At 65.1% G+C, this 25,814-nt stretch carries 15 protein-coding genes; 6 read left to right on the top strand and 9 right to left on the bottom strand.

All coding sequences use genetic code 11. The features are described 5' to 3' along the window. Positions 1-1,097: 1,097 nt before the first annotated feature. Both EMO90_RS05225 and EMO90_RS05220 read left to right on the top strand, forming a co-directional pair. Positions 1,098-2,507: an RNA-binding domain-containing protein gene (locus tag EMO90_RS05225; protein WP_150355100.1), complete on the top strand. Its 1,410-nt coding sequence runs from the start codon at positions 1,098-1,100 to the stop codon at positions 2,505-2,507. 955 nt (positions 2,508-3,462) lie between these two features. After that, entirely contained in the window at positions 3,463-4,302 is an 840-nt protein-coding gene (locus EMO90_RS05220; RefSeq protein WP_223849865.1) for an Abi family protein, read from the top strand. A 537-nt stretch (positions 4,303-4,839) separates the two neighbouring features. Here the strand turns inward: EMO90_RS05220 and EMO90_RS12390 are convergent. Both EMO90_RS12390 and EMO90_RS05210 read right to left on the bottom strand, forming a co-directional pair. Next, on the bottom strand, positions 4,840-5,160 hold the full coding sequence (locus EMO90_RS12390) for a DUF3800 domain-containing protein (protein WP_150355101.1): 321 nt from the start codon (positions 5,158-5,160) through the stop codon (positions 4,840-4,842). A 704-nt stretch (positions 5,161-5,864) separates the two neighbouring features. After that, positions 5,865-6,647 carry a hypothetical protein gene (locus EMO90_RS05210; protein WP_150355102.1) on the bottom strand — a complete coding sequence of 261 codons (783 nt, stop codon included), beginning with the start codon at positions 6,645-6,647 and terminating at the stop codon, positions 5,865-5,867. A gap of 259 nt (positions 6,648-6,906) precedes the next feature. Between EMO90_RS05210 and EMO90_RS05205 the strand changes: the two genes are divergently transcribed. Together EMO90_RS05205 and EMO90_RS05200 are read left to right on the top strand one after the other, a co-directional pair. Next, on the top strand, positions 6,907-8,334 hold the full coding sequence (locus EMO90_RS05205; RefSeq protein WP_150355103.1) for an RNA-binding domain-containing protein: 1,428 nt from the start codon (positions 6,907-6,909) through the stop codon (positions 8,332-8,334). Positions 8,335-9,320: 986 nt separating this feature from the next. Continuing rightward, positions 9,321-9,578, top strand: a complete 258-nt coding sequence (locus EMO90_RS05200) for a hypothetical protein (RefSeq protein ID WP_150355104.1) — start codon at positions 9,321-9,323, stop codon at positions 9,576-9,578. An 82-nt stretch (positions 9,579-9,660) separates the two neighbouring features. On the opposite strand, the gene EMO90_RS05195 is transcribed toward EMO90_RS05200, so the two are convergent. The 6 genes from EMO90_RS05195 to EMO90_RS12385 form a co-directional block, all read right to left on the bottom strand. Next, positions 9,661-10,287: an RloB family protein gene (locus tag EMO90_RS05195; protein ID WP_150355105.1), complete on the bottom strand. Its 627-nt coding sequence runs from the start codon at positions 10,285-10,287 to the stop codon at positions 9,661-9,663. A gap of 1 nt (position 10,288) precedes the next feature. Further along, positions 10,289-11,560: an AAA family ATPase gene (locus EMO90_RS05190; RefSeq protein WP_150355106.1), complete on the bottom strand. Its 1,272-nt coding sequence runs from the start codon at positions 11,558-11,560 to the stop codon at positions 10,289-10,291. Between the two features lie 46 nt (positions 11,561-11,606). Beyond that, a complete protein-coding gene (locus EMO90_RS05185) occupies positions 11,607-12,713 on the bottom strand; it encodes an IS30 family transposase (protein WP_150394988.1) in 1,107 nt (368 codons plus the stop codon). A 122-nt stretch (positions 12,714-12,835) separates the two neighbouring features. Next, a complete protein-coding gene (locus EMO90_RS05180) occupies positions 12,836-13,777 on the bottom strand; it encodes a hypothetical protein (protein ID WP_150355042.1) in 942 nt (313 codons plus the stop codon). A 346-nt stretch (positions 13,778-14,123) separates the two neighbouring features. Beyond that, positions 14,124-15,572, bottom strand: coding sequence for an InlB B-repeat-containing protein (locus EMO90_RS05175; RefSeq protein WP_150355041.1), 1,449 nt, complete (start codon positions 15,570-15,572; stop codon positions 14,124-14,126). Between the two features lie 290 nt (positions 15,573-15,862). Then, positions 15,863-18,214, bottom strand: a complete 2,352-nt coding sequence (locus EMO90_RS12385; RefSeq protein ID WP_223849859.1) for an InlB B-repeat-containing protein — start codon at positions 18,212-18,214, stop codon at positions 15,863-15,865. Between the two features lie 198 nt (positions 18,215-18,412). Here EMO90_RS12385 and EMO90_RS05165 point away from each other — a divergent pair, with 198 nt between their 5' ends. Together EMO90_RS05165 and EMO90_RS05160 are read left to right on the top strand one after the other, a co-directional pair. Then, the gene (locus EMO90_RS05165; protein WP_150354956.1) at positions 18,413-19,426 is read left to right on the top strand and encodes an Abi family protein; all 1,014 of its coding nucleotides are present in this window, start codon (positions 18,413-18,415) and stop codon (positions 19,424-19,426) included. A gap of 365 nt (positions 19,427-19,791) precedes the next feature. Further along, on the top strand, positions 19,792-22,230 hold the full coding sequence (locus EMO90_RS05160) for an InlB B-repeat-containing protein (RefSeq protein ID WP_150354957.1): 2,439 nt from the start codon (positions 19,792-19,794) through the stop codon (positions 22,228-22,230). A gap of 130 nt (positions 22,231-22,360) precedes the next feature. Here EMO90_RS05160 and EMO90_RS12115 read toward each other — a convergent pair whose 3' ends face one another. Continuing rightward, positions 22,361-24,982 (bottom strand): InlB B-repeat-containing protein, encoded by a 2,622-nt coding sequence (locus EMO90_RS12115; RefSeq protein WP_190972108.1) that lies wholly within the window; start codon positions 24,980-24,982, stop codon positions 22,361-22,363. Positions 24,983-25,814: the final 832 nt, after the last annotated feature.

Genomic DNA, 25,814 nt, shown 5'->3' with positions numbered 1-25,814 from the left:
GGTGGCGCGGTCGTGTGAAACGGTGCCGCGTTAGATACTTGTTTTGGTATTGGGGGTGGACGGCGGGATCCGCGGATGCCTTCGTCGGCAGCGTCGGATGTGTATAGGGGACTGGTTGGGCCTCCTTAGAGGATAGCGCGCGTTGATGCGGGATTTCTCTCCGTGGAAAGGCGGCCGCCGTCATCCTGAGCGAGCGTAAGTCCCTCCCGTGTCATCCTGAGCGGAGCGCAATCTCTTCCCGTCATCCTGAGCGAGCGTAAGTCCCTCCCGTGTCATCCTGAGCGGAGCGCAAGCCTCTCCCGTCATCCTGAGCGGAGGCGCAGCCGGAGTCGAAGGATCCTTAATCTCCTGCACCATTGACTCAATGCGAAATGACGAAAGATCCTTCGGCTACGCCCTAGCGGGCTTCGCTCAGGATGACTGGGGGTGGCTTTCCGTCATCCTGAGCGGAGCACAAGTCCCTCCCGTGTCATCCTGAGCGGAGGCGCAGCCGGAGTCGAAGGATCCTTAACCTTCCGCACTATTAGCTCCGTGCACGATGACGAAGGATCCTTGACTTCGCTCAGGATGGTCGGGGAATATGACGGGAACGGTCCCACGCTCGCCCATCTGCACAATCAGGGGTGCGTCCGCCCGCCTATCCGCCGGCGCAGCAAACTATCCGCCGAACGGGAATGGCGGAATTCCGACATTCCTGAATCGGGCATGGAAGAAGTTCGAAGCCAATGAGGTTCCCGATCATCCCCGATTATGCGAATAGACCCCTGCAAGAGTCCAAAAGTACCCCCGATTCCGCAAATGGGCGACGAGAACCCGGTCCGGTCTGCTTGATCTGCTTTTTATCTTCTTATCGCTGATCTTATCGATTCTTATGATTTCTTCCTTGGACCTTACGATCGGCGTCCCGTTCTTGTTCTGTCATGGCCGCCTGTCCCTAGGAGAACGAGTCCCGCATGCGTCTTTCTTCTAGGGACAGGAGACACGCGGTCGCCGCGCAGCATCGCGGAACCCACGGGGGACAATACAAGAAGATATAAGATAAGATAAGATAAGATAAGATAAGATAAGATCGGTGATAAGAAGATAGGGGTCCGGTCATGGCGTCGGCATGGGCGGAGGGGCCGCGGGTGGAGTTCAAGCGCGACTGGGTCGCGGGCGCGAAGCGCACGGCGGTGGCGTTCGCGAACACGGACGGCGGGACGATCTGGCTGGGCGTGGACGACGACGGGCGGACGGTGGGCCTGGAGAACCGGGACGAGTCGATGCGGCAGGCCATGCAGGCGGTTTCGGACGGGATCAGGCCGGACCTGATGGGCTTCGTGTCGGTGGAGCCGGTCGAGCGCGACGGGCTGCCGGTCGCGGCGGTGCGCGTGCAGCGGGGCGCGAACCGGCCGTACTACCTCGCGGACAAGGGCATCCGGCCCGCGGGCGTGTACGTGCGTTCGGGCGCGGCGTCGATACCGGCGCAGGAGTCCATGATCGTGGACATGGTCCGCCAGAGCTCGGGCGGCTCGTTCGAGCCGGCCGTCAGCCTGGATCAAGACCTCACGTTCCGGTCGGCGGGCCGCGCGTTCCGCGACGCCGGCGTCGCGTTCACGGACGCGTCCATGCGCACGCTGCGTCTGACCGACCCGCAGGGCCGGTACACGAACCTGGGGCTGCTGCTGTCGGACCAGTGCCCGGCGCAGATCAGGGCCGCCGCGTTCGCCGGCCCGGGCAAGGGGGAGTTCCTGGACCGCCAGGAGTTCTCGGGCTCCCTGTTCCTCCAGCTCGACCAGGCCGCCGCGTTCGTCTCGCAGCACAACCGCGTGCGCTCGACGATCGCGGGCCTCAGGCGCGTGGACGAGTACGAGTACACGCCCCTGACGCTGCGCGAGGCCCTGCTGAACATGATCATCCACCGCGACTACGCGCTCACGGCCCCGGCCTTGGTCAGCGTGTTCCCCGACCGCATGGAGTTCCTCAACCCCGGCGGCCTGCCGGACTCGTTCACGCGCGCGGACATGCTCAACGGCGTGTCCTGCCAGCGCAACCCCGGGCTCGCGGACGTGTTCTACCGGCTGCGCTACGTGGAGGCGTACGGCACCGGGATCCGGCGCATGCTGGACGACTACGCCGGTTCGGGCGCCCAGCCGGGGTTCAATATCAGCGACCACGCGTTCAGGCTCGTCCTGCCGGTCAGGCGCCCGGATGCGGTGGGCGGCGGCGGGACGGGGGCCAGGGCGGCCTTGGCGCCCGGATCCGTGGAGTCCGGAGTCGTGGCGCCCGGCGGGGGCCGCGGGGACGGGCCGGCGCCGGCCGGCGAACGCGACCGGGTGATTCTGGAACTGGCCAAGGAGCGCGGGACGGTCACGCGCGCCGAAGCCCAGGCGGCCCTGGGCGTGTCCCAGGCGACGGTGGCCAGGCTGCTGCGCGCGCTGGTGGACGGGGGCCTGCTCGAGCGCGAGGGGCGGGGGCCCGCGACCCGCTACCTGCCCCGGACGGGGTCGGACGGGCGGGCCGGGTGATCCCCTGCCGCGGTGGTCGACGTGCTCCTTGCCGGCTTTACCGGCGCCGATCCAGCCGGTCCGTGACGGGGCCGTGCAGGACGACCGCGGCGAGCGGGGCCGTCATCCACGACCTGTCGGGGCACGTATACTGGTGGTGCCGATGAGGGGCCGTTCCAACCTCGGGGCTCTTTTTGGGCGGCCGCTTGAAGCTTCGGCTCCGTCGGGCCCTGATTCGGCGGGGCGCGTTGCGACGCCCCCAGTTTGACGACTGAGGGCCGTCGGCCGTGCGAGGCCGGCGGCCCTTCTCTTTTTGGCGCTCGTGGACTTGGCCCTCCGGGGAGGGGCTCCGGGAGGGCTGTTCCTCGCCGCCTCCGCCTTCCTTGGCTTAAGCCGGGACGCGGCGCGCAGCACCGGGAACGATCCGATGACCGGAATGGCCGCTGGGCATGGAAATGAAAGGCCCCTGCGCGGGGCCACGTCTCCCAGACGCTCCGGAGCGGACCGCCGCGGGCCCTCTTGGCTTCCACCACGCGTTCTCCGATCAGCCGCTCGATGTCCTGCACGCCTTCCAACTCCACGGCATCCCCCTTCCCCGGATCGGCGTCGTCGCCACGCAATCCCGCAATAAACCAACAATCCCACAACAATCCCTCAGTGGGACGATGATTGCGGGATCTGCATGACAACGGACACGCGCCTGGTCTCCTGTCCCTAGAAGAAAGGTGTTACGGGACTCGTTCTTCTAGGGACAGGAGACAGCAGGGGATGCCGCGTCCGCGGAGGGGACGGCTCCCGCGAGCGTTCCGCGCGCCGCCGGACGGGCAGGCGCGCTCATGGTCGGGGCCGGATGCTAGCGTCACAGCCAACAGCAGCCTTCCACGCCTCCTCACAGTGCGCAACCCGGAGGGCTCTTTTCATATCCGGAGGTAGTGCGCTGAAACCCGCGAAAAGCCTGGACGAGACGGTCGACCTCATGGAGTCGCGTGGGCTGGCGGTGTCCGACCGCGACGGGATGAAGCGCATCCTGTTCGACGCCAACTACTACCGGCTGTCCGGCTATTTCCGCGCGTTCCAGAACGATCCGGCGCGCGGGGACAACGATTTCAGGCCCGGCGTATCCGCCGCGGACTTCCTCGAACCGTACCGGCTGGACCGCGAGCTGCGCTCCATGATCCTGCGGGGCACCGCCCTCGTCGAGCTGACGGTGCGCTCGCGCTTCGCGTATCTCGTCGCCCGCAACGGCGGCGCGTACTCGTACGCGGGCGTCGACTCGTACGAGCCGGCCGTGAACCGCAGGGGCGTCGAACTGCGCTTGTCGCTGGTCGCGAACATCGCCAAATGGATGGGCATGTCGAGCGAGGTGTGCATCCGGCACTACCGCAGGACGGGCGAGCCGGTGCCGATATGGGCGGCGGTGGAGACCATGCCGTTCGACACCGTCTCGCGCATGCTCGGCCTGCACCGGGACACGGCCGCGCTCAGGGAGTTGTTCCATTCGCTCGACGTACACGCCAACCTGCGCGCCTCGTCCGAGATCATCCACGCCATGGTCTACCTGCGCAATCTGTGCTCGCACCACAGCCGGCTGTGGCACCGCGAGATGGTCATCGTCCCGCCCGTCACCCGCGCCATGCGCCGCCGCTACCCGGACTTCGGATACGAGCAGCGTTCCGTGGCGCAGGCGCTGATCGCGCTGTTCTACCTTGCGGACGCGATCAACGCGGACGATTCGTATTCCAGCGAGATTCGCGGGTTCCTGTCCCGCAACCGCGATTACGCGCAAGGCGTCAGGCATCCGCTGCACTGGGAGTGACCCCGCCCGGGTCGCCCTATGGCCGGCCGTTCCGGATCCGGGCGCGTGCCGGGTCCCGCCGACCATGCGAAGCCGCCCATCGAATAAGCGATCGTTGGCCTCGCATGGTCGGCGGCCCCTCGCTTACTCCTCGGGCTATCAGGACTTTGCGTCGCCCTTTTTGTCTTCTTATCGTTGATCTTATCGATTCTTATGATTTCTTCCTTGGATCTTACGATCGGCGTTCCTTTCCTGTTCCGCCACGGTCTCCTGTCCCTAGAAGAAAGGGTGTCGTGGGATCCGTTCCTCCAAAGGCAGAAAACAACCGCGGGAAACGACCGTGACGGCACGGGACCGGCACATGGCGGGAACGGAAGAGGGGAATCGCGTCCAGCCCGGCCGGCCGAAGACCCGCGCAGACGCCCCACGATGGCATCGCGGCCGACAAACCCCTATGGGGACGGAAGCGAGGCACGGTCCCGGTCGGGGACTACACTGAAGCTACAGATCGGCGACAAGAATACCACGGGTGTTCTTCCCCAGCGGGATAGCCGGTTTCTACTTTTTCCCGCCGCGTCCCCACGGGAACCAGACCGGCGCGCCGAGCTTGGGCTCGACGAACCGGTTGAAATGGCCGCTCCTCATGCCGCCGGACAGCACATGCCGCTGGATGGCCCACAGACCGTAGTCCACGACCTGCAGCCCCGCGTTCGACTCCGAGTCCCAGATGTGGGGCCTCACGCGCACCAGGCCGCCGTCGAATTGGGCGCACACGTCGCGCACCGCGTCCCTGACGGCCTTCTCGCGGCTGCTCAGATTGATCTTCGCGACCACAAGATGCACCGTGATGGCGCTCGTCCCGTCCCACAGCTCGCGCACCAGGTCGACGGTGTGGCAGGCACAGCAGGGTCCGCTTGTACAACTGCAGGCCGCTCCGTTCCCCCTCGCCGGGCCGCGCGCGGCGTTTGTCCATGAAGGTGGCGTAGAAGCGCACGTTCATCCCGGCGATGCACTCGAAGAAGCACTGCTTGGTGTCGCGGCTGTCGTGCGAGGCGTGGAAGCCGCTGCGCACGCCGTCGCGCGCGGCGCGGGCCCGCAGCACCCTCATGTACTCGTCGCCGTGGTCCCCTTCGAACACGGCGCTGTCGAACGCGAAGTACGGCGTGCTGTCGGGGTCGTAGTCGGGCGTTCCGGTCTCGTCGAGGAAGCACCAGTACTCCCCGTTTCCCGCCCGTTCGTCCGTGCCCGCGTCCCAGTTTGTCATGCCACCGGATTGTATCAGCCGCGGCTCCCGGGCTCGACGCCTGATGGTCTCCTGTCCCTAGAAGAACGAGTCCCGTAACACCTTTCTTCTAGGGACAGGAGCCAGCCAAACGGGACCGGCGGAACAAGCCAAACGGGGAACATGCGCCAGGCCAATGCAACAGCACACCGGTCACGCGGCCCACTAGACCGCACGGAACCGCAGGACACCAGCCCCTGAAGGAACGCCCCCAAATCAAAGATGCCGGCCATCACGGCCGGCATCCCGAAGTCACAGGCGGGACCCACCCCGCCCAGGCACACCCATCATACCCCGGCCGTCACACCGGCGCAACGGCCACGGACCCATCCCCGGGCAGCAGGACCCGCAGCCGCCTCGCCGTCGCGCGCAGAAGCCCCGCGTCAAGGCAGCGGGTCAGGGCCGGGTCGATGCCGGCCAGCAGGGACATCATCGAGCCCACCACGCGATTGATCCGGAACGCCTCGGCGTACAGGTTGTCGAAATGGGCCTCGCTGTTGCGCACCAGACGCACGTACTCCACCCTTCTGGCGACCATGATGCGCCCCGCCTCCCCGTCCGGGACACGGGGGAACGCGCTACGGACCGCCGCGCCCCACAGCATACGCTGGACCTCGGTCCGCCCGTCCGAGACCGGAAAGCCGATGAGCTTGACCCACGTGCCCCACATCAGCTGGGCCAGCACGTCGTCATGCGCCACCGCCGCGTCCCCGCGATGGCTGCCCCGCCCCGCCCGGGCCGCCGCATCGCCCTGCGCGCGACGGCGGGCCATGTCGAGCTGGCCGCGGACCAGCCGGTTCACCAGCAGGGGCGCGTTGCCCGGCAGGCACCACATGGGCGAGCCCATCTCCGCCTCGGACAGGAGGCGCAGCCGGCGGTCGACGGCGTTGCGCACCGCCAGCTCGACGTACCCCAGCTGCGAGTGCAGCACGCCCGCGAACCGCTGGTTCCACTCGCACAGGGCCAAAGCCCGGGCCACGTCGCCGCCGGCGTCGGACAGGTACCTGCCGAACCGCGCCCCGCCGAACAGCGAGACCGCCTGCGGCGCCGTCAGCCCGACAATCCTGCCATCCAACCCATCCATGCCCCACACCCCTGTTCCCCGCCGGCGCGATCCGCGCCGGACATCACCACCAGTATAAAGGCGACCCGTCCACCCCGCCCGGGACCACATCCCTGTCTCCTGTCCCTAGAAGAAAGGTGCCGCGTGGACTCGTCCTTCTAGGGGCAGGCGGCCACGGGAAACGCCGGTTTTTTTATTTAAGCTGGTAGGCTGGTTCTTGCTTCCCCGTTGGGGAAACGTTGGTTTTCCAAGGTTTTTTTATTTAAGGCGGTGGGCTCGCATGACTGTTTCCGGCATTGACGGGCTGCTCCAGTTCCTGTCCGGCAGCGAGTCGCGCCGGCTGGAGTTCAAGACCGCGGCGCGGCAGTTCGATTCCGACAAGCTCATGCGATACTGCTGCGCCCTGAGTTGCGAGGGCGGCGGCGAAATGGTGTTCGGGGTCAGCGACGACAGGCGGATCGTCGGCACGCAGGCGTTCCCCGACACCGCCAGGACCGAGCGTGACATCTACAACCGCCTCGGCATCCGCTGCACGTTCGAGACGGTCGACGCGGACGGCCGGCGCGTGCTGATCCTGCACGTGCCGCGTTCCATCGTCGGCCATCCGACCTCGTTCGAGGGGCAGTACTGGATGCGCAACGGCGAGTCCCTGGAGTTCATGAGCCCCGAGCGGCTGCGCGAGCTGCTCAACGAGGCGGCCCCGAGCTTCCTGGACGAGAACGAGCCGGGCGCCCGCCCCTGGGGCGAGGTGGTCTCCCTGCTGGCGGTGGAGCGCTACTACGAGCTCACCGGGGCGCGCCTGCCGAACGAGGACAGCCAGATCCGGGATCTGCTGCGGCTGCACTTCGTGGAGCGGGCGGCCTTCGACCCGACGCTGTTCTACATCCGCAGGCTCGGCGCGATCGTGCTGGCCCGCTCGCTGCGGGACTTCCCCGACGTGGAGCACCGCGCGATCCGCGTGATGCGCCTGCGCGGCCGGTCTGTCACGGACATGTCGTTCGACCGGGTGTACGACAGGGGGTACGCGCTGGCGTTCTTCGACGCGGTCGAGCAGATCAACGCGCTGGTTCCGGTCCGTGAGACGTTCGAGGACGGGCTGCGCAGGGAGCTGCGGGACTTCCCCGAGGTGGCGATACGGGAGATCGTCGCGAACGCGTGCGTCCACCAGGACTTCCGCGAGCACGGGGGCATCGACGTGACGGTCGGCGACCACGCCATCGCCGTGACCAACCCGGGCGTGCCCGAGATCCCGGTCAGCAGGTTCGTGGACGAGGTGTACGAGCGCAACGAGAGCCTGGCGGAGGCGCTGCGGATGATGCGCATGTGCGAGAAGCGCGGCAGCGGCATCGACCGCGCCCTGGAGAACATCGAGGGGCGGCGGATTGACGCGCCGGAGTTCGTCGTCAAGACGCGCAGCACCACCGTCACCCTGAGGAAGGGGCGGTTCGACGACATGGGCGCGAAGGAGCGGGTCAACGCCGCGTACCTGCACTGCTGCCTGCAGGCCGCCAAGGGCGGGTTCCTGACCAACGCGTCGCTGCGCGTGCGCTTCGGCCTGGCGAAGGGCAAGTCCGCGCTGGTCTCCCAGCTGATCGCCTCGACCGTGGAGCGCGGGCTCATCTTCCAGGACCCCGCCACCGCCGGCTCGCGCAGGATGGCCCGGTACCTGCCGTTCTACTACCGCGACGGGGGCGACGTGCGGCTGTGAGGGCCGATGGGCGGGGTGCCGCGGCCGGATTCGGGGCTCTTTCGCGACCATTCGAAGCTTCGGCCCCGTCTGGCCCCGAAGCGGAAGGTCGGCAAGGTCCAGAACCTGCTGGCAGGCCTGCGTGCCGGAACGTCATCCGCAGCGAGTTCGTGGGCAGGAATTCCTTTCGGCGATTGGCATGAGCGCGTACGGTCTATCCGATTGAACGGCGGGATTTATCCGAACGGATAGACCGTGTACCAATGTCATGCCGAAGCGGTCGTCTGCGCTCCGATGCCCGCGTGGGGGCATCCCTGCCTGCCGTGGACGCGTCTGTCGGCTTTGCCTGGGATGGACGGGCGTTCGTTCTTCTCGTTGGTTTCCGGCCTCTGTGCAACGGTGCCGCGCAGGCTCGTTCTTCGGGACGGGATCCCAGAGGACATTCTCACTTTCCCCTGCTTTCATATCCCGTCCCCGTCCCCGTCGTGCTTGTGGTCTCCTGTCCCTAGAAGAAGGACGCATGCGGGACTCGTTCTTCCAGGGACAGGAGGCACGGCAACGCGACGAAAAACACGACAGAGGGAAAGAAGGAAACGGGACAATATAGCCGCGCCGGCACGAGGACCGCCCGGATGCACCGACATGCGAAGGGGGTCGGCGAGCCGACGCCGGCCCCTCCCGTCCGGCAAGCGGGCCAACAGCACGGGCCCGGCCCACGCGCGGCCCAACGGACCAGGGCTTCAAGCGACCGCCCGAAGTCGGAACGGCCGCCAGCCGCCCCCCGTCCGCGCCGCCTTTCCGGGCGTCCCGCGGTTTCCCGTTCTCTCGTAGTTTCCCCGTTCCACGGCATGGCTGCCGCCATGGTCACCTGCCCCGGAGGAACCGGTCCCGCGCGGCGTCTTTTGCCGTTCGGACGGAAGGCCCGGAGCAGTCACTCAGCAGGATCGTCCGCCAGCCGCGCGGCGAACGCCCCGAGGACGACCGCGAGGTTGAACGGCATGGCATGCATGACCACCCGCACGAACCGCCTGTTCACCACGGACGGGGCCGAGCGCAACAAGGCCGTCAATGACGGGCGAATCGGAGGCATCCAGTTCCAGACCGCTGCGTCCTTGGCGGACGGGGCGAAGCCCGTGCGCCGCCTTTACAACCTGTGGAACGGTGGGCATCTGTTCACCACCGACAGGCAGGAGGCGGACAGGCTCGCTGGCCTCAGCCGGAACGTCGAGGAATCCGGATTCAACGGATACGCCAACCGGCAATAACACGCTTAAGGCGGCCCGCGCCACGAACGACGCGGACCGCCCCCGTATATGCATGCACATGATGCAAAGCGAGGCACAGTCCTTACTTTATGCCGAGCTCCTCCAGGAACGCATACATTCCCGAGGACGGGTTGTCATTCGGGGAATCCGTCCCGTTATCGGCATGCCTGTCGGACAGTTTCCTTGCCCGGCGGACCGCGTCCGCATAATGCGCCCCGTAGTCGAACCCGTCGCCCAGTTCCTTGCCGTCACTGTGGTCGATTCCATGGCGGATCCTCTCCGCGTCCTCATTGTTGAGGGAACCGGTCTGGTCCTTGGCGTGCAGGATCAGCCACAGTTCGAACAGCGGATTGGACACGGCCACCTTGATGCCGTTGTCCCGCGCGCTGCGCATGGCATCCGCGAGACGGGGATGGTGCTGGCCCGGATTGTTCCGCGGCCATTCCACATCAAACCAGCACCAGTACTCGTCCACCTCCTCGTTCCGTTCCTTGTCCTTGATCGCGGCCTGGACCAGCGGCCAAGGCTGCCCATGCCTGCCGGAGACCATGAGAACAAACTTCCCGGACACGTCAGCCGAATGCCTGAGCAGATCGACGTATTCGACCTCCGTCACCTCGCCCTCGGTGAAGATGCGGATCACCCTGCGTTCCTCCCTGTCGGGCGCGGGACGACGCAGGGGTCTGGGTTCCCTTTTCCGACGCGACATGCTAGGCCGCCACCTTCCCGCCCCTCAGGAATCGTTCCAACGACGTGTCGGGAATCGCGCCGAACCTGCCGGCCAGATACCCCGACCCGAGGCGCTCCGACCTGCGGACCCGATCGCCCCGATACGACGCCAGGGACTGCATGACCGTGGCCCCGTCGCGTTTCTCGGTCAGCCAGATCTCATCGCTGCGCAGATGGGACATCAGACTGGTGTCGTGAGAGGTAAAGACCAGCTGCGCCCCACGCGGGTTGGAATCCACGTCATGGAACAAGTCCAGCAGCGTCGCGGACAGCGTCGGATGCAGGCTGCGGTCCAATTCGTCCACCACGATCGTCGAACCCTGCTCCAGGGCGTGCAGTACCGGCCCTATCATCTCAAACCACGATAGAGTGCCATCGGACTCGTCGGCGAGATCGAAGGGAACCTCAGTTCCCGCGATGGTGTGCAGCATTTTCAATTTGGGAAGCGAGTATGCCTCGCCGCCGTCCGGCATCGCGGCCTTTGACGCCTCGACACGGACGTCGCGAATGCCCAGATCCGCAAGGCGCAGCAGGGAAACGGCCCGCTCGCGCATGCGGGCCTGGTCCCCGTCCGGCCCCGCGAGCCCCAGCAGCCGAAGAGAATCGCCACCGAACAGGGAAAGCGTGGAATGCGAGGACCCCCACGACCGGCTGTCGTGGCGGAACCTGTCGACTCCCAGGAACTCGGTCCGGCAGATCGAATCGATCAGGGGCAGCAGCGCGGCCTCCCGGTACCTGCGGGCGACCGACAGGACCAACGTGCGGTCCGTCAGCAGCTCCCGGATCGCGGACGACTTGACGATTCTCGGGGCAAGGTCGATCGCATCGCCGTCCCGCTCGAACAGCTCGACGCGTTCGCTGCCCTCGTACACGAACGCGGCCTCGTAAAGGACCCGGTCCCTGTCGATGTCGAGCGCATACTCATACCGGGCCCCGTCGGCGAACACGTCCAGGGTGAACGAGCTCGGCTGGTCCATGCATGTGCGAAACGGGTTCGTCGGAATGGAATCGCTCCAGTCCAGCAGGGAGGAAACGACGGCGGACTTCAGCCACAACAGGGAAAGCGCCACGCTGGTCTTGCCCGATGCATTGGGCCCGTATACCGCCGCCTGCGTCAGCAGCGACAATCCCAGGGCATCCTGCCGGCGCGATTCGAACACCGATTCGCGTTCCTCGGCGTCGGCCGCGACCATGCTCAATTCGAGTTCGTCACGGATGGACCGGAAATTCGAAACGGCAAATCTGATCAGCATGAGTCTAGTCTATAGCGGCCAACGGGCGACACGAGACGCGCCGGATTCAATTTGTAAGTGCAACACTCGTCTTTGGGTGGCTTGTCTTTGACATTACCTTGCCGAGCTCGCGGTACCAAACCTCGTTGGGCGTTTCCCACCCGAGGACCTTCAACGGGGTGTCGTTGATCTCCTGGACGATGGCCTGCAGGTCCTCGTCCGACATGTCGTCGAAGCTGGTCCTCTTGGGCAGGTAGCGGCGGATCCTGCCGTTGCGGTTCTCGTTCGTGCCGCGCTGGTACGAGGAGTACGGGTCCGCATAGTAGGCGGGCATGCCGAGCGCCTCGTCCACGAGCAGGTGGCAGGAGGATTCCGTGCCGTTGTCCCAGGTGCGGTCGATGCGCGCGGGCGCGGGGATGCGGCTGTAGATGTCGTATTCGGCGCGCGCGGTCGCCAGCGCGCTCTTGTCGGGGATGAACCGGGCGAACAGCTTGCGGCTCTTGCGTTCGACCTGCGTGTCGATGCACCGTTTCGAGGGGGCCGTGCCGATGACGGTGTCGGACTCGAAATGGCCGAACTCATGCCGCGAGTCGACGCGTTTGGGCCGGTCGGCGATCGGCACGCGCATGGGGATCCTCGGCCCCTTCGATCCGCGGCCCTTGGCGCGCGTGCGGCGCCGCTTGCCGCGCGGCAGGTACTGCCTGAGATCCAGCGTCTGCTGCGGTTTGGCGTAGATCCACCGGTAGAGGCACTCGTGGCTTACCCGCATGCGCGGGTCGTCCGGGAACTGGACCTTGAGCCGTCCCTCGATCCGCTCCGGCGTCCATCCCTTGCGCAGCGCGTCCATCACCCACGACAGCAGCGGGTCGTACGCCATGCGCAGGGGCTTGCGCGACCTGCGGGCGCGTGTCTCGGCCTTGCGCTGCGCGGTCATGGCCGAGTAGAACGGGCGTGCGGTCCATGCGCCGGTCTTCAGTCGTTTCGGCCGGTACGGACGGTAGGAGTCGTTCTCGTTGGACGCGAACCACAGGCCGCGTCTCAGCTCGCGGCTGATGGTGGACTTGTCGCGGCCGATCCTGCGGGCGATCTCGTTGACCCCGAGGCCGTCCCTGTTGCGCAGCTCGTCGATCCGAACGCGTTCCTCGGCCGACAGGTGGGAATACACTTTCTTCATGGGCGCAGCACCTTCCTGGGTTGAACTTGAACACTTCCAACCATAGAGCGGGTGTTGCGCTTCTATCTAGAACCCGGGCGCAGGCCACGGCAGTGCCGCCGGAGTGCCGCCGCGGGCCACCATCAGGCACGGGAATATACGCTGAACCCGGATTCCTCCGCCGTCCAGCCCAGGGCGGCGAGCCGGTCGGACTCCGCCCGGTCCGTGGTGAACAAATGCTCGCCCGTGTACGGGTTGTACAAACGGTACACGCGGGTGTCGCCATCCCTGGGCGCCGCCCACGTGGACGGCTCGAGCGTCCAGCCGATCTTCACCAGATCGTCCCGCTCGCCCGGGTCGGTGGTGAAGTGGTGCGAGCCATCCCACCGGTTGTACAGACGGTACACGGGGATCGAATCGGCGGCCCCGGCGGGCAGGGCGTAAAACACGACGTCCTCGCCCCGCCACCCCTTGGCGGCGAGCTCGCCGTACTCGGTTTTGTCCGTGGTGAACAGGTGGGTCGTCCCTTGGGTCATGTACGGGTTGAACAGGCGGTACACCGGGATGCGGCACGCGGCGGGCCCGGGCCCGGCGGGCAGGAGGCTTGCGTCCCTGGCGACCGTGTACACCCGGGTCGCCTTCGACGCCCGGCCGGTCACGGTGACCGCGGTTTTGACCGTGTTGGCGAGCCAGATGGGCCCGTCCGCGTCCGGATCCAGCTTGCCGCCGGTCTTGTCGGTCCACGTGACGGACAGCATGAGCGTGGCGGACGCCGACTCCGGCAGGAGGGGCACGACCAAAGCCGGCTTGGCGAGCACGTACCCGGTCTTCTCCACGTTCCACCCCGTGATGGTCACGGGCTGTTTGGACGGGTCCGACTCGTCCAAAACGCCCAGCGCGAGGCCCGACAGGGCCTCCTGCTCGGCGGGGGTGAACGCGAGCGCCGCCTGGCAGGATGCGGCGGCGACGGGGCTGGGGGTGTTGTCCGCCGGGGTGTCGGCGGACGCGGGCGTGGCGCCCGCCAAGCCAAGGCCCATGGCGAGCAGGAGGGCCGCGCAGCGCGCGGCCGGACGACGACTGATCATGACGGGAATCCTTTCAACGGGGAATGCGAAACGGGAGGAAGACGGGGGCAACCGCGTTACCGTCCCACGTCGGCGGTGCCGGGAACGGGCGGCGGGGAGGCGACAACAAGACCGGACAACGGGGAAGGGCGCCCCGCCGGAATGACGGCCACGCCGGGGGCGGGGACGCGGCGCGGGGAATGAATATCAGGGGGTATGGCAACGGCCCGGCCCCGCACGCAGCGGGGACCGGGCCGTCAGACGAAAACCGTGGAGGAGACGGGGACGGGCGGGACGCGCCCATGGGAGCAGCCCCAAGGGGATCGCCCGCCGTCCCCTTCTACCGGCTCACCGGCTCAGCGGTGGTTCACCGCCACCAGCCGTTGGCCCACTGGTGGAACCCGTTGAACCAGTCGTGCCAGAACTGGAACCACTTGCCCCAGTTCCACTGCCAGTTCCACGACGGGGGAGTCACCGGCTCGGACACGGTCCGGTAGGTCGCCACGACGGTCATGTCCTCGTTGACCGCGAGGTTGCCCTCGACCAGGGCCACGGTGCCCTCCTGAGCCCAGCCAGCGAACGCCTTGCCCTCGGGGACCTTCAGCTTCGAGTCCACGCCCGCGGACAGGTCGGCGAACAGGACGCCCTTGTCGCCCTCCTTGTGGTCGATCTCGTTGCCGTTCGCGTCCTTGAACGTGACGTTCACCTTCGCCGGGGCGGGCTGCTCGGCCGCCACGTACACCGGGAACGCGTCGATGCTTTCGGTGACCTCGTACAGCGAGTCGATCAGGTGGTCGGCGTCGACGTTGTGGATGTCCTTGCTCCAGCCGACGAAGTCGAAGCCGTCGACCGTGGGCACGGTCTTGTCGAACTTGTTCTGGAACTCGTAGAACTTGCTGCCCTTGGCCAAAGTCACCGCCGCCGGCCAGCCCGGCTGGCCATCCTTGCCGTGGAACGTGACCGTAACCTGCTCGACCGGGGCGTCCTTCCACACCGCGGTCAGCACGATCTTCCTCGTGACATCGTTCAACGGGGTGCTCGGGTCGAGCACGCCCGTGCCGGCGCCCTCCCAGCCGACGAACACCTTGCCCTCGCGGGTCGGCGTGCCGGCCTGCTTGGCGGCCTCGCCCAGCGTGGTCCCCTTGGCGACCTCGAGGCTCTTCCACGGCGTCGGGTCGGCGGACTGCTTGTAGAAGTCAACCTTGACCTTCTCGACGGGCTTGGCGACAAGCGCGGCGAACACGTTAAGGCCGTCCGTGACGACCTTGTCCCCGGCGACCGGCTGCTTGCCGTCCTGGTCCGTGGAGAACACCAATTCGAAGCCCTCCGGCGCGGCCGGCAGGCTCGTGGTCTTCCTCAGCTCGTCCACGAACTGGGAGAACCTGGAACCGGACTTGAGCGTGACCTCGCGCGTGTAGCCGGCGGCCGCGTCCAGGCCGTTGAACGTCACGGTCGCGGCCTTCACGAACACCGGGTACACCTCGAAGTCCGTGTCGTTGACCGGGGTCGCGTCGGCGACCGGCTTGTCGTCGAGCTTGCTCGCGTCGGCCCAATAGCCGAACACGTTGCCCTCCGGGGCGGCCGGCGTCCCGGCCTTGGCCGCGAACTGGGAGAACGCGGTGCCCTTGTCGAGCGTGACCGGCACGATCCTGCCCTTGCCGTAGTTGAACTGGACCGTCACGTGCTGCGCCGCGGTCTGGACCGCCGCGGGCGCGTCGGCCGCGTTCGCCGTGGTGACGGCCACCGGGCCGGCGACCGCCAGCATCGCCGCCGCGGACACCACCGCGGCCAGCTTCCTAAGATTCAATCCCATCATCAAACCCTTCCTACCGTGATGACGAAACAACACTTGAACACACGGGCGGCCGGAACCGCCACCCGCACGGGGGAACGGGACAACCCCATCCCCCACGGGGATCCGCAACGGGACCCCCACCGGGAACCCCCAAACGGGGCCCCCGGCCCGGGACAAGCCGTCCACGGCCCGCACCCGGATACGGGAAAGGGGAAGAACGCCCGGCAACAACTCAAGTCAAGTTATCGCGGGGCGCCCTCCCCCAATCATTCAGGTCAGATCACCACACCCCCCTGAAGGGGGCTCGTGGCTCACTTCGCGGCGGAGTACACCTTCAGGCCCGACTCCTCGGCCGTCCAGCCCAGGGAGACCAGCTTGTCGTTCTCGGCCTTGTCGGTCGTGAACAGGTGCTCGCCGTTGTACTGGTTGTACAGGCGGTACAGCGTCGCGTCGCCGTCAGCCGGCGCGTAGAAGCCCACGAACTCGTACGTCCAGCCCAGCTTCACCAGGTTGTCGCGCTCCGCGGCGTCCTTGGTGTAGTGGTGCGAGCCGTCGTACTTGTTGTACAGGCGGTACACCGGCGTCGCGTTCTTGTCGGACGTGGCCTGGAAGACCTCGCCCTCGCCCAGCCAGCCCTTGGCCACCAGGGAATCGTACTCGCCCTTGTCCGTGGTGAACAGGTGGTTCGTGCCCGTCGTAATGTACTTGTTGTACAGACGGTACACCGGAACCTTGGTCGCCGGAGCCGGCTTCACCGGAACATCGGACTTGACGAGCTTCGCCTGAGCGTCGGCGTACTTCTTGGCAAGAGCGTTGCCCTTGTTAATCTGATCCTGATGCGAGTTGGCGGACAGGTAGTTGAACCACTCGTCCTGCAGGTCATACCAGGTATCGACGTAGGTCTTCCAAGAATCCTGAGTGTAGCCGTTCACCTTGTACTGGTCGTACGCGGCAACCTTGTTGAAGAAGATGACGGACGGAATGTTGTGCAGGGACTCCACGGACAGGACACCGGTCGCCTCATAGTTGGCACGAAGCTCATAAGTGTTGTACTGTTCGGTGACCTTGTCTTCCTTGTTGAAGTAGGAATCCTTGGTCTTGTCGGTGGGGTGAGCGTTATCCACGATGGTCCAGTACTTGAACGTGAAACCATCCTTGGTGGGCACCTCATAGCCCTCAGCGTCAGCGAACACGTCACCAACGGTGGCCAGCACATACTTGTAGTGGCTGTTGTTGGAGAAGTAGCCGCCGTCAGCGTTCAGCTTGACCGCGACAGCCTGCTTCCAGACTGCATCGAGAACCACAGTGTTACCGGCCTGCTCATCCGGCACCTGCTGAATGGTGTCGCTGGTGCCGTTGATCTTCCACCCGGCAAGCTTAACGGCGTTGACGCTACCGTCCTGGGCCTGAGTGTAGTTTTCCAGATCGTTAAGAAGAGCAATCTGGCCACGGGCATCGACATACTGGATCTGCTGAGCGTTCGACCACAGGTCGTAGTTCAGGTTGTACACGCGGCGTGCGATGTTCGTGGTATCCCAGCCGGCGTACAGGGTGATCTCATGCTTGCCGGCAACGTAACCAGGCTGGTCCTTGATGGCCTTCGAGAAATCGAACGGAGTCTTCAAGGAAGCATCCGTGTACCAGCCGGTGAAGTAGGCCTTGGCGACAGCCGGATCAGAGGGCTGAGCGACCTTCTCGTCAGCGGAAGTCGTGTAGTCAGCCTTGGTGGCGGTGATGGTGCCGAGCTTCGACGTCTCATCGGTCACCCAGAAATAGTGAACGTCGACGCTCTCGTCCGCGGAGTAAGCAGCCGCGGTAATCGTCAGATCGGCCTCGAACGGGTCGTCGTTGCTGTTGGCGACCTTCTGGGTGAAGTCGTACTTCTTGCCGTCGACCTGGAACTCCTTGAAGTTCTCCTGCTCAACGGACTTCGGAGCACGGAACTCCGGGAAGGCGGCATCAGCCAGAGTGTAGCGGGTAACGTTGAAGCTGTTGCCAGCCTTCTCGAACTTCACCGTCGCCAGATTCTGACCCGCATCATAACGAGTGTAGAGAGTGGTGTTGGACTCCAGCTTTTCGGTCGTGTACAAATCATCAGCGGTAGGAGCATTGGTCTTGGTCCAACCCACGAAATCCTTGCCGGCGTAGGACGGCTCCGTAGCAAAATGACCCCAGTACTCGCTCTGAGTCAGCGCATCGCCCTTGGCCACGTCGAAACTATCGAGAGTGACATCGTCGGCAGTGCTCAGGGTGTCCTTTGCATCCACAAATGTGACCTTGACCGCGTCGGCATACTGCGCGTACAGCTTAGTGTCGCCGGTGATGACGAACGGGAACGTGACGGGCTTCTCGCCGGCACGATCGTAGGAGTAGCCGGTCAGGACCTTGCCATCGCCGGCCGCGGCGTACTTGTCGTACGTCACATCGGACGCGTACACCAGCTGGCCATAGTGCAGTCCGGAAGCGGTCGAGCTGGCGGAGTGCAGGTCATACGGAGTATCAGAAGCGGCGACCTTCACAGCGAACGCGCCGTTATCCGTGAAATCGGCGCGATCCGCGCCGGCGGCGTTGGCGGTGCTAGCCGCTACGCCCATGGTGGCGAGCATGGCGACCGATGCGAGACCGGCCAGCGACGCGCGCCAGAACTTGTTGTTTCCTGTCATGTCAGGAACCTTTCTTCTAGGGACAGGAGACACGAGACGTCGCATCGGCCATGAAAACGCCCCGCCGGTCATTCCGCTGCGAGGAAAAGACGGCGGATCCCGGCCGGGTGGTATAGTCGAATATGACGTACAAAACGGGATACCGTTTACAGGGGCCGACCGCAAGGTCGGCCCCGTTTTTTCCATCAGGGGGGGCTCATGGCGGAAATCGACGGATCGCCGGACGGGAACACGGCAGCCTCGTTCCGCCGCCCGAAACTCACCATCCGCGGGCAGGTGTCCCACCTGCGCGGGCGCGGGGTGCGCTTCGGGCTCGTCACCGAGGCCGAGGCGGGGCGGTATCTGCGCGACGACGCGTACTTCTTCCGGGTCAAGGCCTACGAGAACGATTTCCAGCGCGACGCGGCGGGCCGCTACCTGCATCTCGACTTCGCGTACCTGATGGACCTCGACGGGCTGGACGAGGCGCTGCGCTCGTTCGTGCTGCGCGTGTTCCCCGTGCTGGAACGCCGTCTCAAGGTCGATCTCAACCGGCGCCTGTGCGAGGCCGGGGGCGAGGACGGGTACGGCGTGGTCTCGGATTTCCTCTCCAGCCCGTACAACCGGCATCCCAGGCTGGTGGAGGAGCTCAAGGCGCGCCATATCGGGCCGGATCCCGCGGCCCCGAGGGACAGGTACGTGGGCCGCATGCTGGGCAAGTACCTCGAGGACCCGGCCTACTGGAGCTTCATGGAGGTGCTCACCTTCGGGGATCTGAGGAACTTCCACGCGTTCTGCCTCGACCGGCTCGGCGCCCGCATGCGCACCGAGAGGCTGCTGTTCGCCGCGGGGCGCATCCGCAACGCCGCTGCGCACGGCAACTGCCTGCTCGACGACGTGTACGGCAAGACCGATCCCGCGGCCAAAGGCAGGACCCTGCGCTCCCTGTTCCCGTCGCTGCTCGGGCTGGGCCTGACCACGAGCATGAAGAGGGCCTTGAACGTGAGCGCCGTGCAGGACATGGCCGCCATGCTCATGGTCGCGCTGGAGCTCGGCGGCACCCCGCAGGAGCGGGATGTGATGTCGCGAGCCGCTTTGGGGACCGCGCGGCGGGCCGGGCTGCACGTGGACGACTATTATGCGGCCAACCCGAAGCTGCGCGCCACGCTGTCCAACCTCGCGGCCATCCTCGGGGCGTTCGCCGCGCGCCTGTCGGACGACCCTGCTGCGTGAGTGCCTCGCGCTTTCCGCCCGAACGGCAAAAGACGTCGCGCGGACTCGTCCCCCGGGGATAGAAGACCATGGCGGCGGGCATGCCCGTGGAATGGGGAAACACAAGAGAGCGGGGACGGCGGGCGACCGTTCCGACTCCGGGCGTTCTCCGGGCGGTCGCTTGAAGCCTTGGCCCGTTGGGTCGCGCGTGGGCCGGGTCCCTGCTGTTGACCCGCTTGCTGAACAGGAGGGGCCGGCGTCGGATCGCCGGCCCCTTCGCATATCCTGGCGCCTTGTACCGGCTCGGCCATATTGTCCCTCTTCCTTCTCTTCCGTCTGCCGTGTTTATCCCTTGGTCTCCAGTCCCTAGAAGAAAGGTTCCTGACATGACAGGAAACAACAAGTTCTGGCGCGCGTCGCTGGCCGGTCTCGCATCGGTCGCCATGCTCGCCACCATGGGCGTGGCGGCAAGCACCGCCAACGCCGATGACGCGGCAAAGGTCGGCGATTACGATTACACCGTCACCCTGCACGCGAATTCTCCGGCCGGTGTGTCCGCTGCCAGCGTGAGCGCTCAGGCTTCCGTGACCTCTGACGGCAAGGCTCAGAGCGGTGACGCCGTTACCCTCGACGGCTACACCCTTGATGTCGCCGACGGTAACGCGGCCGACAGCAAGCTCGAGGGCCTGTACGATTCCGCCGCTGGCTGGAATGTATTCAACCCGAATGGCAACGATTTGGCTTGGAAGTTCACCGGCTGGTACACCAGCCCGGATGCCGGTGCCGAGAAGTTCGACTTCAACTCCGCTACGGTCACCAAGGACATCGACCTGTACGCCCACTGGGCGGAGCCGGATCAGGCCATCACACTCGATTTCACGGATCCCTCTGGCGTGTTCGATAACAGCAAGACCGTGTACTCCGGCGCCAGCAAGGCTGCTTTCGCTTCGTTCACCGGTAGCGGCTACCAGCTGACGGTTGCCAAGACCGACAAGAAGATCGCTTCTTGGGAGCTGCCCGCCGACAAGGCTGGCGACCAGAAGGTCGTCACCACTTGGAAGAACGATTCCGAGTCCCTGACTCTGAACGAGCTGACCAAGGACTTTACCGGCAAGCTGCAGGGCGTGTACGATAAGGCCATTACCTTGGCCCCCGTCGTTCCCACTTCTGCCAACGCCGTGACGGTTCGCTACTACGAGAACACCAGCAACCCGCGTGAGATTGCGGACGCCGTTGACGTCCCGTACGGCGCCACGGTGCCGACCTCCCCGGTCGTTTCCGGATACTTCAACATCAGCAAGTGGGCCTACGTGGATCCGATCACGGGCAAGCTTGTTGAGGTCAAGGACGGCTTCACTGCCAGTGAGGCCTTCACCGCCGGCCTGAACTTGTACGCCGCCGCTGCCGCTGAGACCTTCAAGGTCACCTTTGTGACCGAGGTTTCCGGTAAAGACGTGGTCGTGTCCACCGAGTACGTGGCCAAGGGCGAGGCCCCGAAGGGCCCGACCGCTCCGACTCGCAACAATGACTACACCTTCGCGGGCTGGTCCACCACTCCGGGTGTGAACCAGACGACCGTTGCTCTGTCCTCTCTGAAGATCAGCAAGGACACCACCCTGTACGCGCAGTGGAACACCAACAAGGCCAACGTGAAGTTCGACTACAACTACGCCGGTAAGTACGACGGCCAGTCCTACGCTGCCGGTCAGACCTTCACCGCTCCGACCCCGACCCGCGCCGGCTACGAGTTCCTCGGCTGGTACTATGCTGCAGGCTCTAACGGTAGCGCGTATGCAAATGGCAATCCGTTTGGCTACGAGTTGGACCACGCTGATGGCAACTACTACTACTTTGTGAAGGCTTACCTGCCCGGCAAGCACTCCGTTACTAAGGAAGTTGGCTGGGTCAGCCAGCGTAATAGTGACAAGGACACGACCGCGACCTCCAACGCTAAGTGGCTCAAGAAGTACAACAAGTACATCACTGATTACTACGCTGACAAGACTGCCATTGAGGTCCCGGCCAACGCGAAGCTGCAGATCACTTCCGGTGGTGAGCTTCAGTACCTGAACGTGAAGACCACGACCAACGCCGATGGTACTCACACCGAGTCCACTTGGGTCACCATCCCGAACACCCTTTACGCGGCTTGGGGCAAGATCAACGCGGCTGATCTGGACAACTCCGAGCAGCAGGTCCCGTCCCAGGACGAGGACGGCAACTTCCCGGCCGAGTCCGCCGACTTCACCGCCGACAGCTACGCCGCATACGCCGCCGCGATGAAGGAGTACAACGCCCTCAAGGCGCAGTACGGCAAGACCCCGACCGACGAGCAGGTCTCCGAGCTGTCCGCCAAGCTGGACGCCGCCAAGGCGCTCCTGCAGGAGACGACCAGCACCCCGGTCTATCGTCTGTACAACCCGTACACCGGTGACCACCTGTACACCACGGACACCAAGGAGTACTCCGACCTGCAGAAGATCGGCTGGAAGGGCGAGTCCGAGCAGTTCAAGGTCCTGTCCGCCGACAAGTACGGCCTGTCCACCGCGGTGTACCGCGTGTACAACCCGTACACGGACGAGCACCTGCTGACCACCGACACCGCTGAGGTCGCGAACCTCGTCAAGGCCGGCTGGCTCGAGGACTTCGACGGCCAGCCCGCGTTCTACGCCCCGCAGGGCGGCAACGTGGACGTGACCCGTCTGTTCAACCCGTACGCGACGGTGGGCACCCACCTGTACTCCACGGACCAGAAGGAGATTGACATGAACGTCAAGCTCGGCTGGGTCAAGGACAACCCCGCGGTCATCTTCTCCACCCGCTGAAACCCGGTAGGCTGACCGCCTAACGGTTCCAAGCAAACGCGAAAAAAGGGGCCCCGCCTCCCGATCATGGGAGGCGGGACCCCTTGCTGCGTTCAGTCAGTCACACCCCCTGAGGGGGGGGCATCGTGGCTCACTTGGCGGCGGAGTACACCTTCAGGCCCGACTCCTCGGCCGTCCAGCCCAGGGAGACCAGCTTGTCGTTCTCGGCCTTGTCGGTCGTGAACAGGTGCTCGCCGTTGTACTGGTTGTACAGGCGGTACAGCGTCGCGTCGCCGTCAGCCGGCGCGTAGAAGCCCACGAACTCGTACGTCCAGCCCAGCTTCACCAGGTTGTCGCGCTCCGCGGCGTCCTTGGTGTAGTGGTGCGAGCCGTCGTACTTGTTGTACAGGCGGTACACCGGCGTCGCGTTCTTGTCGGACGTGGCCTGGAAGACCTCGCCCTCGCCCAGCCAGCCCTTGGCCACCAGGGAATCGTACTCGCCCTTGTCCGTGGTGAACAGGTGGTTCGTGCCCGTCGTGATGTACTTGTTGTACAGACGATACACCGGGATCTTCTGAGCCGGGGTCGGCTTGACAGTCACATCGGACTTGGTCAGCTTGGCCTGGGCATCCTCGTACTTCTTGGCAAGAGCGTTGGCCGCATCGATCTTCGCCTGACCGTCAAGGGCGTTCAGAGCGATGAACTCGGGCTGCAGCGAGTACCAGGTGTTGGCGTACTCGGTGGCGGAGGCCTCGGTGTAGCCGGCGTCGACCAGGGTCTTGATGTCGTCCTGGATGTTGAGGCCAACCAGACCGAAGCGGTCGTGCAGGGCGTAGACCTTCTGGTTGTCGGTCGGGGCCCAGATCGCGCGCAGGGTGTCGCCGTCGGAGATCACGTTCTTGGTCTTCTTCAGGCCGGTCTTGCTGGACGGGTCGAAGGTGTAGTAGTAGCCGTCGACCAGGTTGGCGTAGGCGCCCTTGAGCGGAGCCTCGGCCTTCTCCCAGTAGAGGAAGGTGTAGCCGTCGCGGGTCGGGGTCTTGACGACGTCGGACCACTTCTGGCTGTCGGTCTTGGAGACCCACTGGGTGTGGTTCACGTCGCCCCAGTTGCCGCCGTTCGCATTCAGGAAGATGGAGTTTTCGCCGGCCCAGTTGGCGTACACGGACACGGAGGCGGTCACGGAGGAGATCACCGCGTTGGAGAGCACGCCGTTCCAGGAAGTGACCTTGCGAGAGGTGTATTTGCCGTGGTCACGGTTCTCCGCGGTCTGGAAGTAGTCCTCCACACCGGTCGGCTGCTGGATCGCGGTGCCCTTGGTCTGGTAGTTCAGAGCCTTGCCGGAGTGGGAGTCGACGACCTTCTGGCCCTTGCCGTCGTACAGATCGGTCGAGGAGAGGTTCCAGAAGGAGGTGGTGCCGGCGTTGGTCTGGTAGTTGTAGTAGTAGGCGACCGGGACGATGTTCTCGGTATCCCAGCCGGCGTACAGGTCAACCGTACGGGAACCAGCCTGGGCGTCAGCCTGGGAGGCCACGGTCTTGGAGAAGTCGAACGGAGTGTTGTTGTTCGACTGGTACCAACCGGTGAACTGGGCGCCCTTGACGGCCGGATCGCCCGGCTGAGCGGCCTTGCCGTCGGCGGTCGTGACCTTCTTGACATCGGAGGAGGTGAAGCCCTTCTCGTTGTCGTTGGTCGGGTTGACATTGGCGTGATTCTTGGCGCTGTTCTCCGTGCCGTTGAAGTGGTAGACGATGGTCCAGGCCTTGTCGGACGCGGTGGTCACGCCCCACAGGTTGAGGTCGTTCGCGCCGTAGTCGCGGATCGCGTTCTCCACCGGCTGGGTGAAGTCGTACGCCTTGCCGGACGGGGTGGTGTCAGTGCCGGCCTGCCACTCGGAGCCCTTCTTGTCCGGGTCCGCGCGGAACGCCGGGAACGGCTGATCGGCCAGCGTGTACTTCGTGTCGAACAGACCGTCCTGCGCGTTGCGCAGCTCGACCTGGGCGACGTTCTGGTTCGCGGCGGTGCCCGGCGCGGTGCCGGCGTCCGTGAACTTCTCGAACTTCGGGTACAGCGTGGTGTCGCCGTTGATGGCCTGGTTGGTGTACAGGTCCTCGCTGTCCTTGTTGTCGGACAGGGTCCAGCCGACGAACACGAAGTTCGGGTCGGACAGGGCCGGCTCGGTCACGCCGCGGTAGTTGACCAGGGAGGAATCCCACACGGAGCCGTAGCTCTTGCCGAAGTAGTCGGCGGCAGTGATCGGCTGGCCGGCGGCCACCTCGATCTGCTCGTCGCCCGCGTCGGCCTTGCCGTTCTTGTTCGTGTCGAACGTGACGGTGAAGGCCTTGGTGTACTGGGCGTACAGCTTGGTGTCGCCCTTGACGGCGACGCCCTCGTTGGAGGCGGCGTTCTTGCCGGCCAGATCGTAGGAGTAGCCGGTCAGCAGCTTGCCGTCCGCCTTGGAGGTGTACGGGTTGGCGATGCGCAGGTCATCCGTGGTGAACGTGTCGCCGTACTCGTACTTGCCACTGTGGGCGGGATCGACGAGGAGGGGATCGACGTCGTTGCCGTACAGGGCGCGCTTGCCGGTGGCGTCGGTCGCGAGCTTGTACGGGGCGTCCGTGGTGTACACGCCGACGCTGAACTTATCGTTCTCGTCGACGGGGTTGCTCGCGTTCACGGTATCGGCGTTGGCCGCCGTGACGCCCATGGTGGCGAGCATGGCGACCGATGCGAGACCGGCCAGCGACGCGCGCCAGAACTTGTTGTTTCCTGTCATGTCAGGAACCTTTCTTCTAGGGACATCGGGTCTATATGGGGACTCTCCCCATCCCGACTACGCACTTTTCTACCCCTACCCATGGAGGTTTGTCAACTTACACACGTTTTTCCGACACGCCTTTACGGCTTCCATCAAGCTGGCTCTCAGGTTTCGGCGTTAGCTTTTCGGCCTTCTGACTAGGAAACGGGCGTCATTCCAGCATTCGGGCGATTCCTGATTTTCGGCGGCACTCCGCCGTTTCGTTTCCCTTGGGCGTAGTCGACTACGTTGTACGACACGCCGATACGGGGGCGATTAAGGGTGTTTCGGGGAGGTTACGGGTGATAGCCGACCATAGAAAAAGGCTATCGCGCGACTCATGACACGACTCTCCTAGGTTTCCTTTGTACTCAAGTTAGGGTATTGTGTGCTGTGAGCATGGATGGCGGCAGCCACATACTCTTTTTCACAAATCGGGACATCGGTGCTGAAGAAGCCCGGTCGAGGTATTTCCTCGACCGGGCTTCTTCAGTTCTGGAGGGATGTCGAACGGGTTTCAGGAGTCTCATGGGAATGTCCGGCTCGTGAGATGGGGTGGGGTGATTGGGGACTTTGGGTGGGAGGTTAAGGATCCTTCGACTTCGCGCTACGCGCTCCGCTCAGGATGACGGAGTGGACCGCACTGCGCGCTCCGCTCAGGATGACGGAGGGAGGCCACTTCGCTCAGGATGACGGAGGGAGGCCACTGCGGCGCGCTCAGGATGGCAGAAACCGACCAATTCGTCATCCTGAGCGAAGCGAAGGATCCTTGGACATTGCGCACTGAGTTGCGGGTCCAACTAGTGCGAGA

It is taken from the genome of Bifidobacterium vespertilionis, assembly GCF_008698145.1.
In the GTDB taxonomy this organism is placed as follows: Bacteria; Actinomycetota; Actinomycetes; order Actinomycetales; family Bifidobacteriaceae; genus Bifidobacterium; species Bifidobacterium vespertilionis.
The sequence above is the reverse complement of the archived record's forward strand: the minus strand, read 5'-3'. Positions and strand labels throughout refer to the sequence as shown.

Coding starts and splice junctions, on each gene's coding strand:
- EMO90_RS05225 (WP_150355100.1), top strand. CDS start 1,098: ATGGCGTCGGCATGGGCGGAGGGGCCGCGGGTGGAGTTCAAGCGCGAC.
- EMO90_RS05220 (WP_223849865.1), top strand. CDS start 3,463: ATGGAGTCGCGTGGGCTGGCGGTGTCCGACCGCGACGGGATGAAGCGC.
- EMO90_RS05210 (WP_150355102.1), bottom strand. CDS start 6,647: ATGGATGGGTTGGATGGCAGGATTGTCGGGCTGACGGCGCCGCAGGCG.
- EMO90_RS05205 (WP_150355103.1), top strand. CDS start 6,907: ATGACTGTTTCCGGCATTGACGGGCTGCTCCAGTTCCTGTCCGGCAGC.
- EMO90_RS05200 (WP_150355104.1), top strand. CDS start 9,321: ATGACCACCCGCACGAACCGCCTGTTCACCACGGACGGGGCCGAGCGC.
- EMO90_RS05195 (WP_150355105.1), bottom strand. CDS start 10,287: ATGTCGCGTCGGAAAAGGGAACCCAGACCCCTGCGTCGTCCCGCGCCC.
- EMO90_RS05190 (WP_150355106.1), bottom strand. CDS start 11,560: ATGCTGATCAGATTTGCCGTTTCGAATTTCCGGTCCATCCGTGACGAA.
- EMO90_RS05185 (WP_150394988.1), bottom strand. CDS start 12,713: ATGAAGAAAGTGTATTCCCACCTGTCGGCCGAGGAACGCGTTCGGATC.
- EMO90_RS05180 (WP_150355042.1), bottom strand. CDS start 13,777: ATGATCAGTCGTCGTCCGGCCGCGCGCTGCGCGGCCCTCCTGCTCGCC.
- EMO90_RS05175 (WP_150355041.1), bottom strand. CDS start 15,572: ATGATGGGATTGAATCTTAGGAAGCTGGCCGCGGTGGTGTCCGCGGCG.
- EMO90_RS12385 (WP_223849859.1), bottom strand. CDS start 18,214: ATGACAGGAAACAACAAGTTCTGGCGCGCGTCGCTGGCCGGTCTCGCA.
- EMO90_RS05165 (WP_150354956.1), top strand. CDS start 18,413: ATGGCGGAAATCGACGGATCGCCGGACGGGAACACGGCAGCCTCGTTC.
- EMO90_RS05160 (WP_150354957.1), top strand. CDS start 19,792: ATGACAGGAAACAACAAGTTCTGGCGCGCGTCGCTGGCCGGTCTCGCA.
- EMO90_RS12115 (WP_190972108.1), bottom strand. CDS start 24,982: ATGACAGGAAACAACAAGTTCTGGCGCGCGTCGCTGGCCGGTCTCGCA.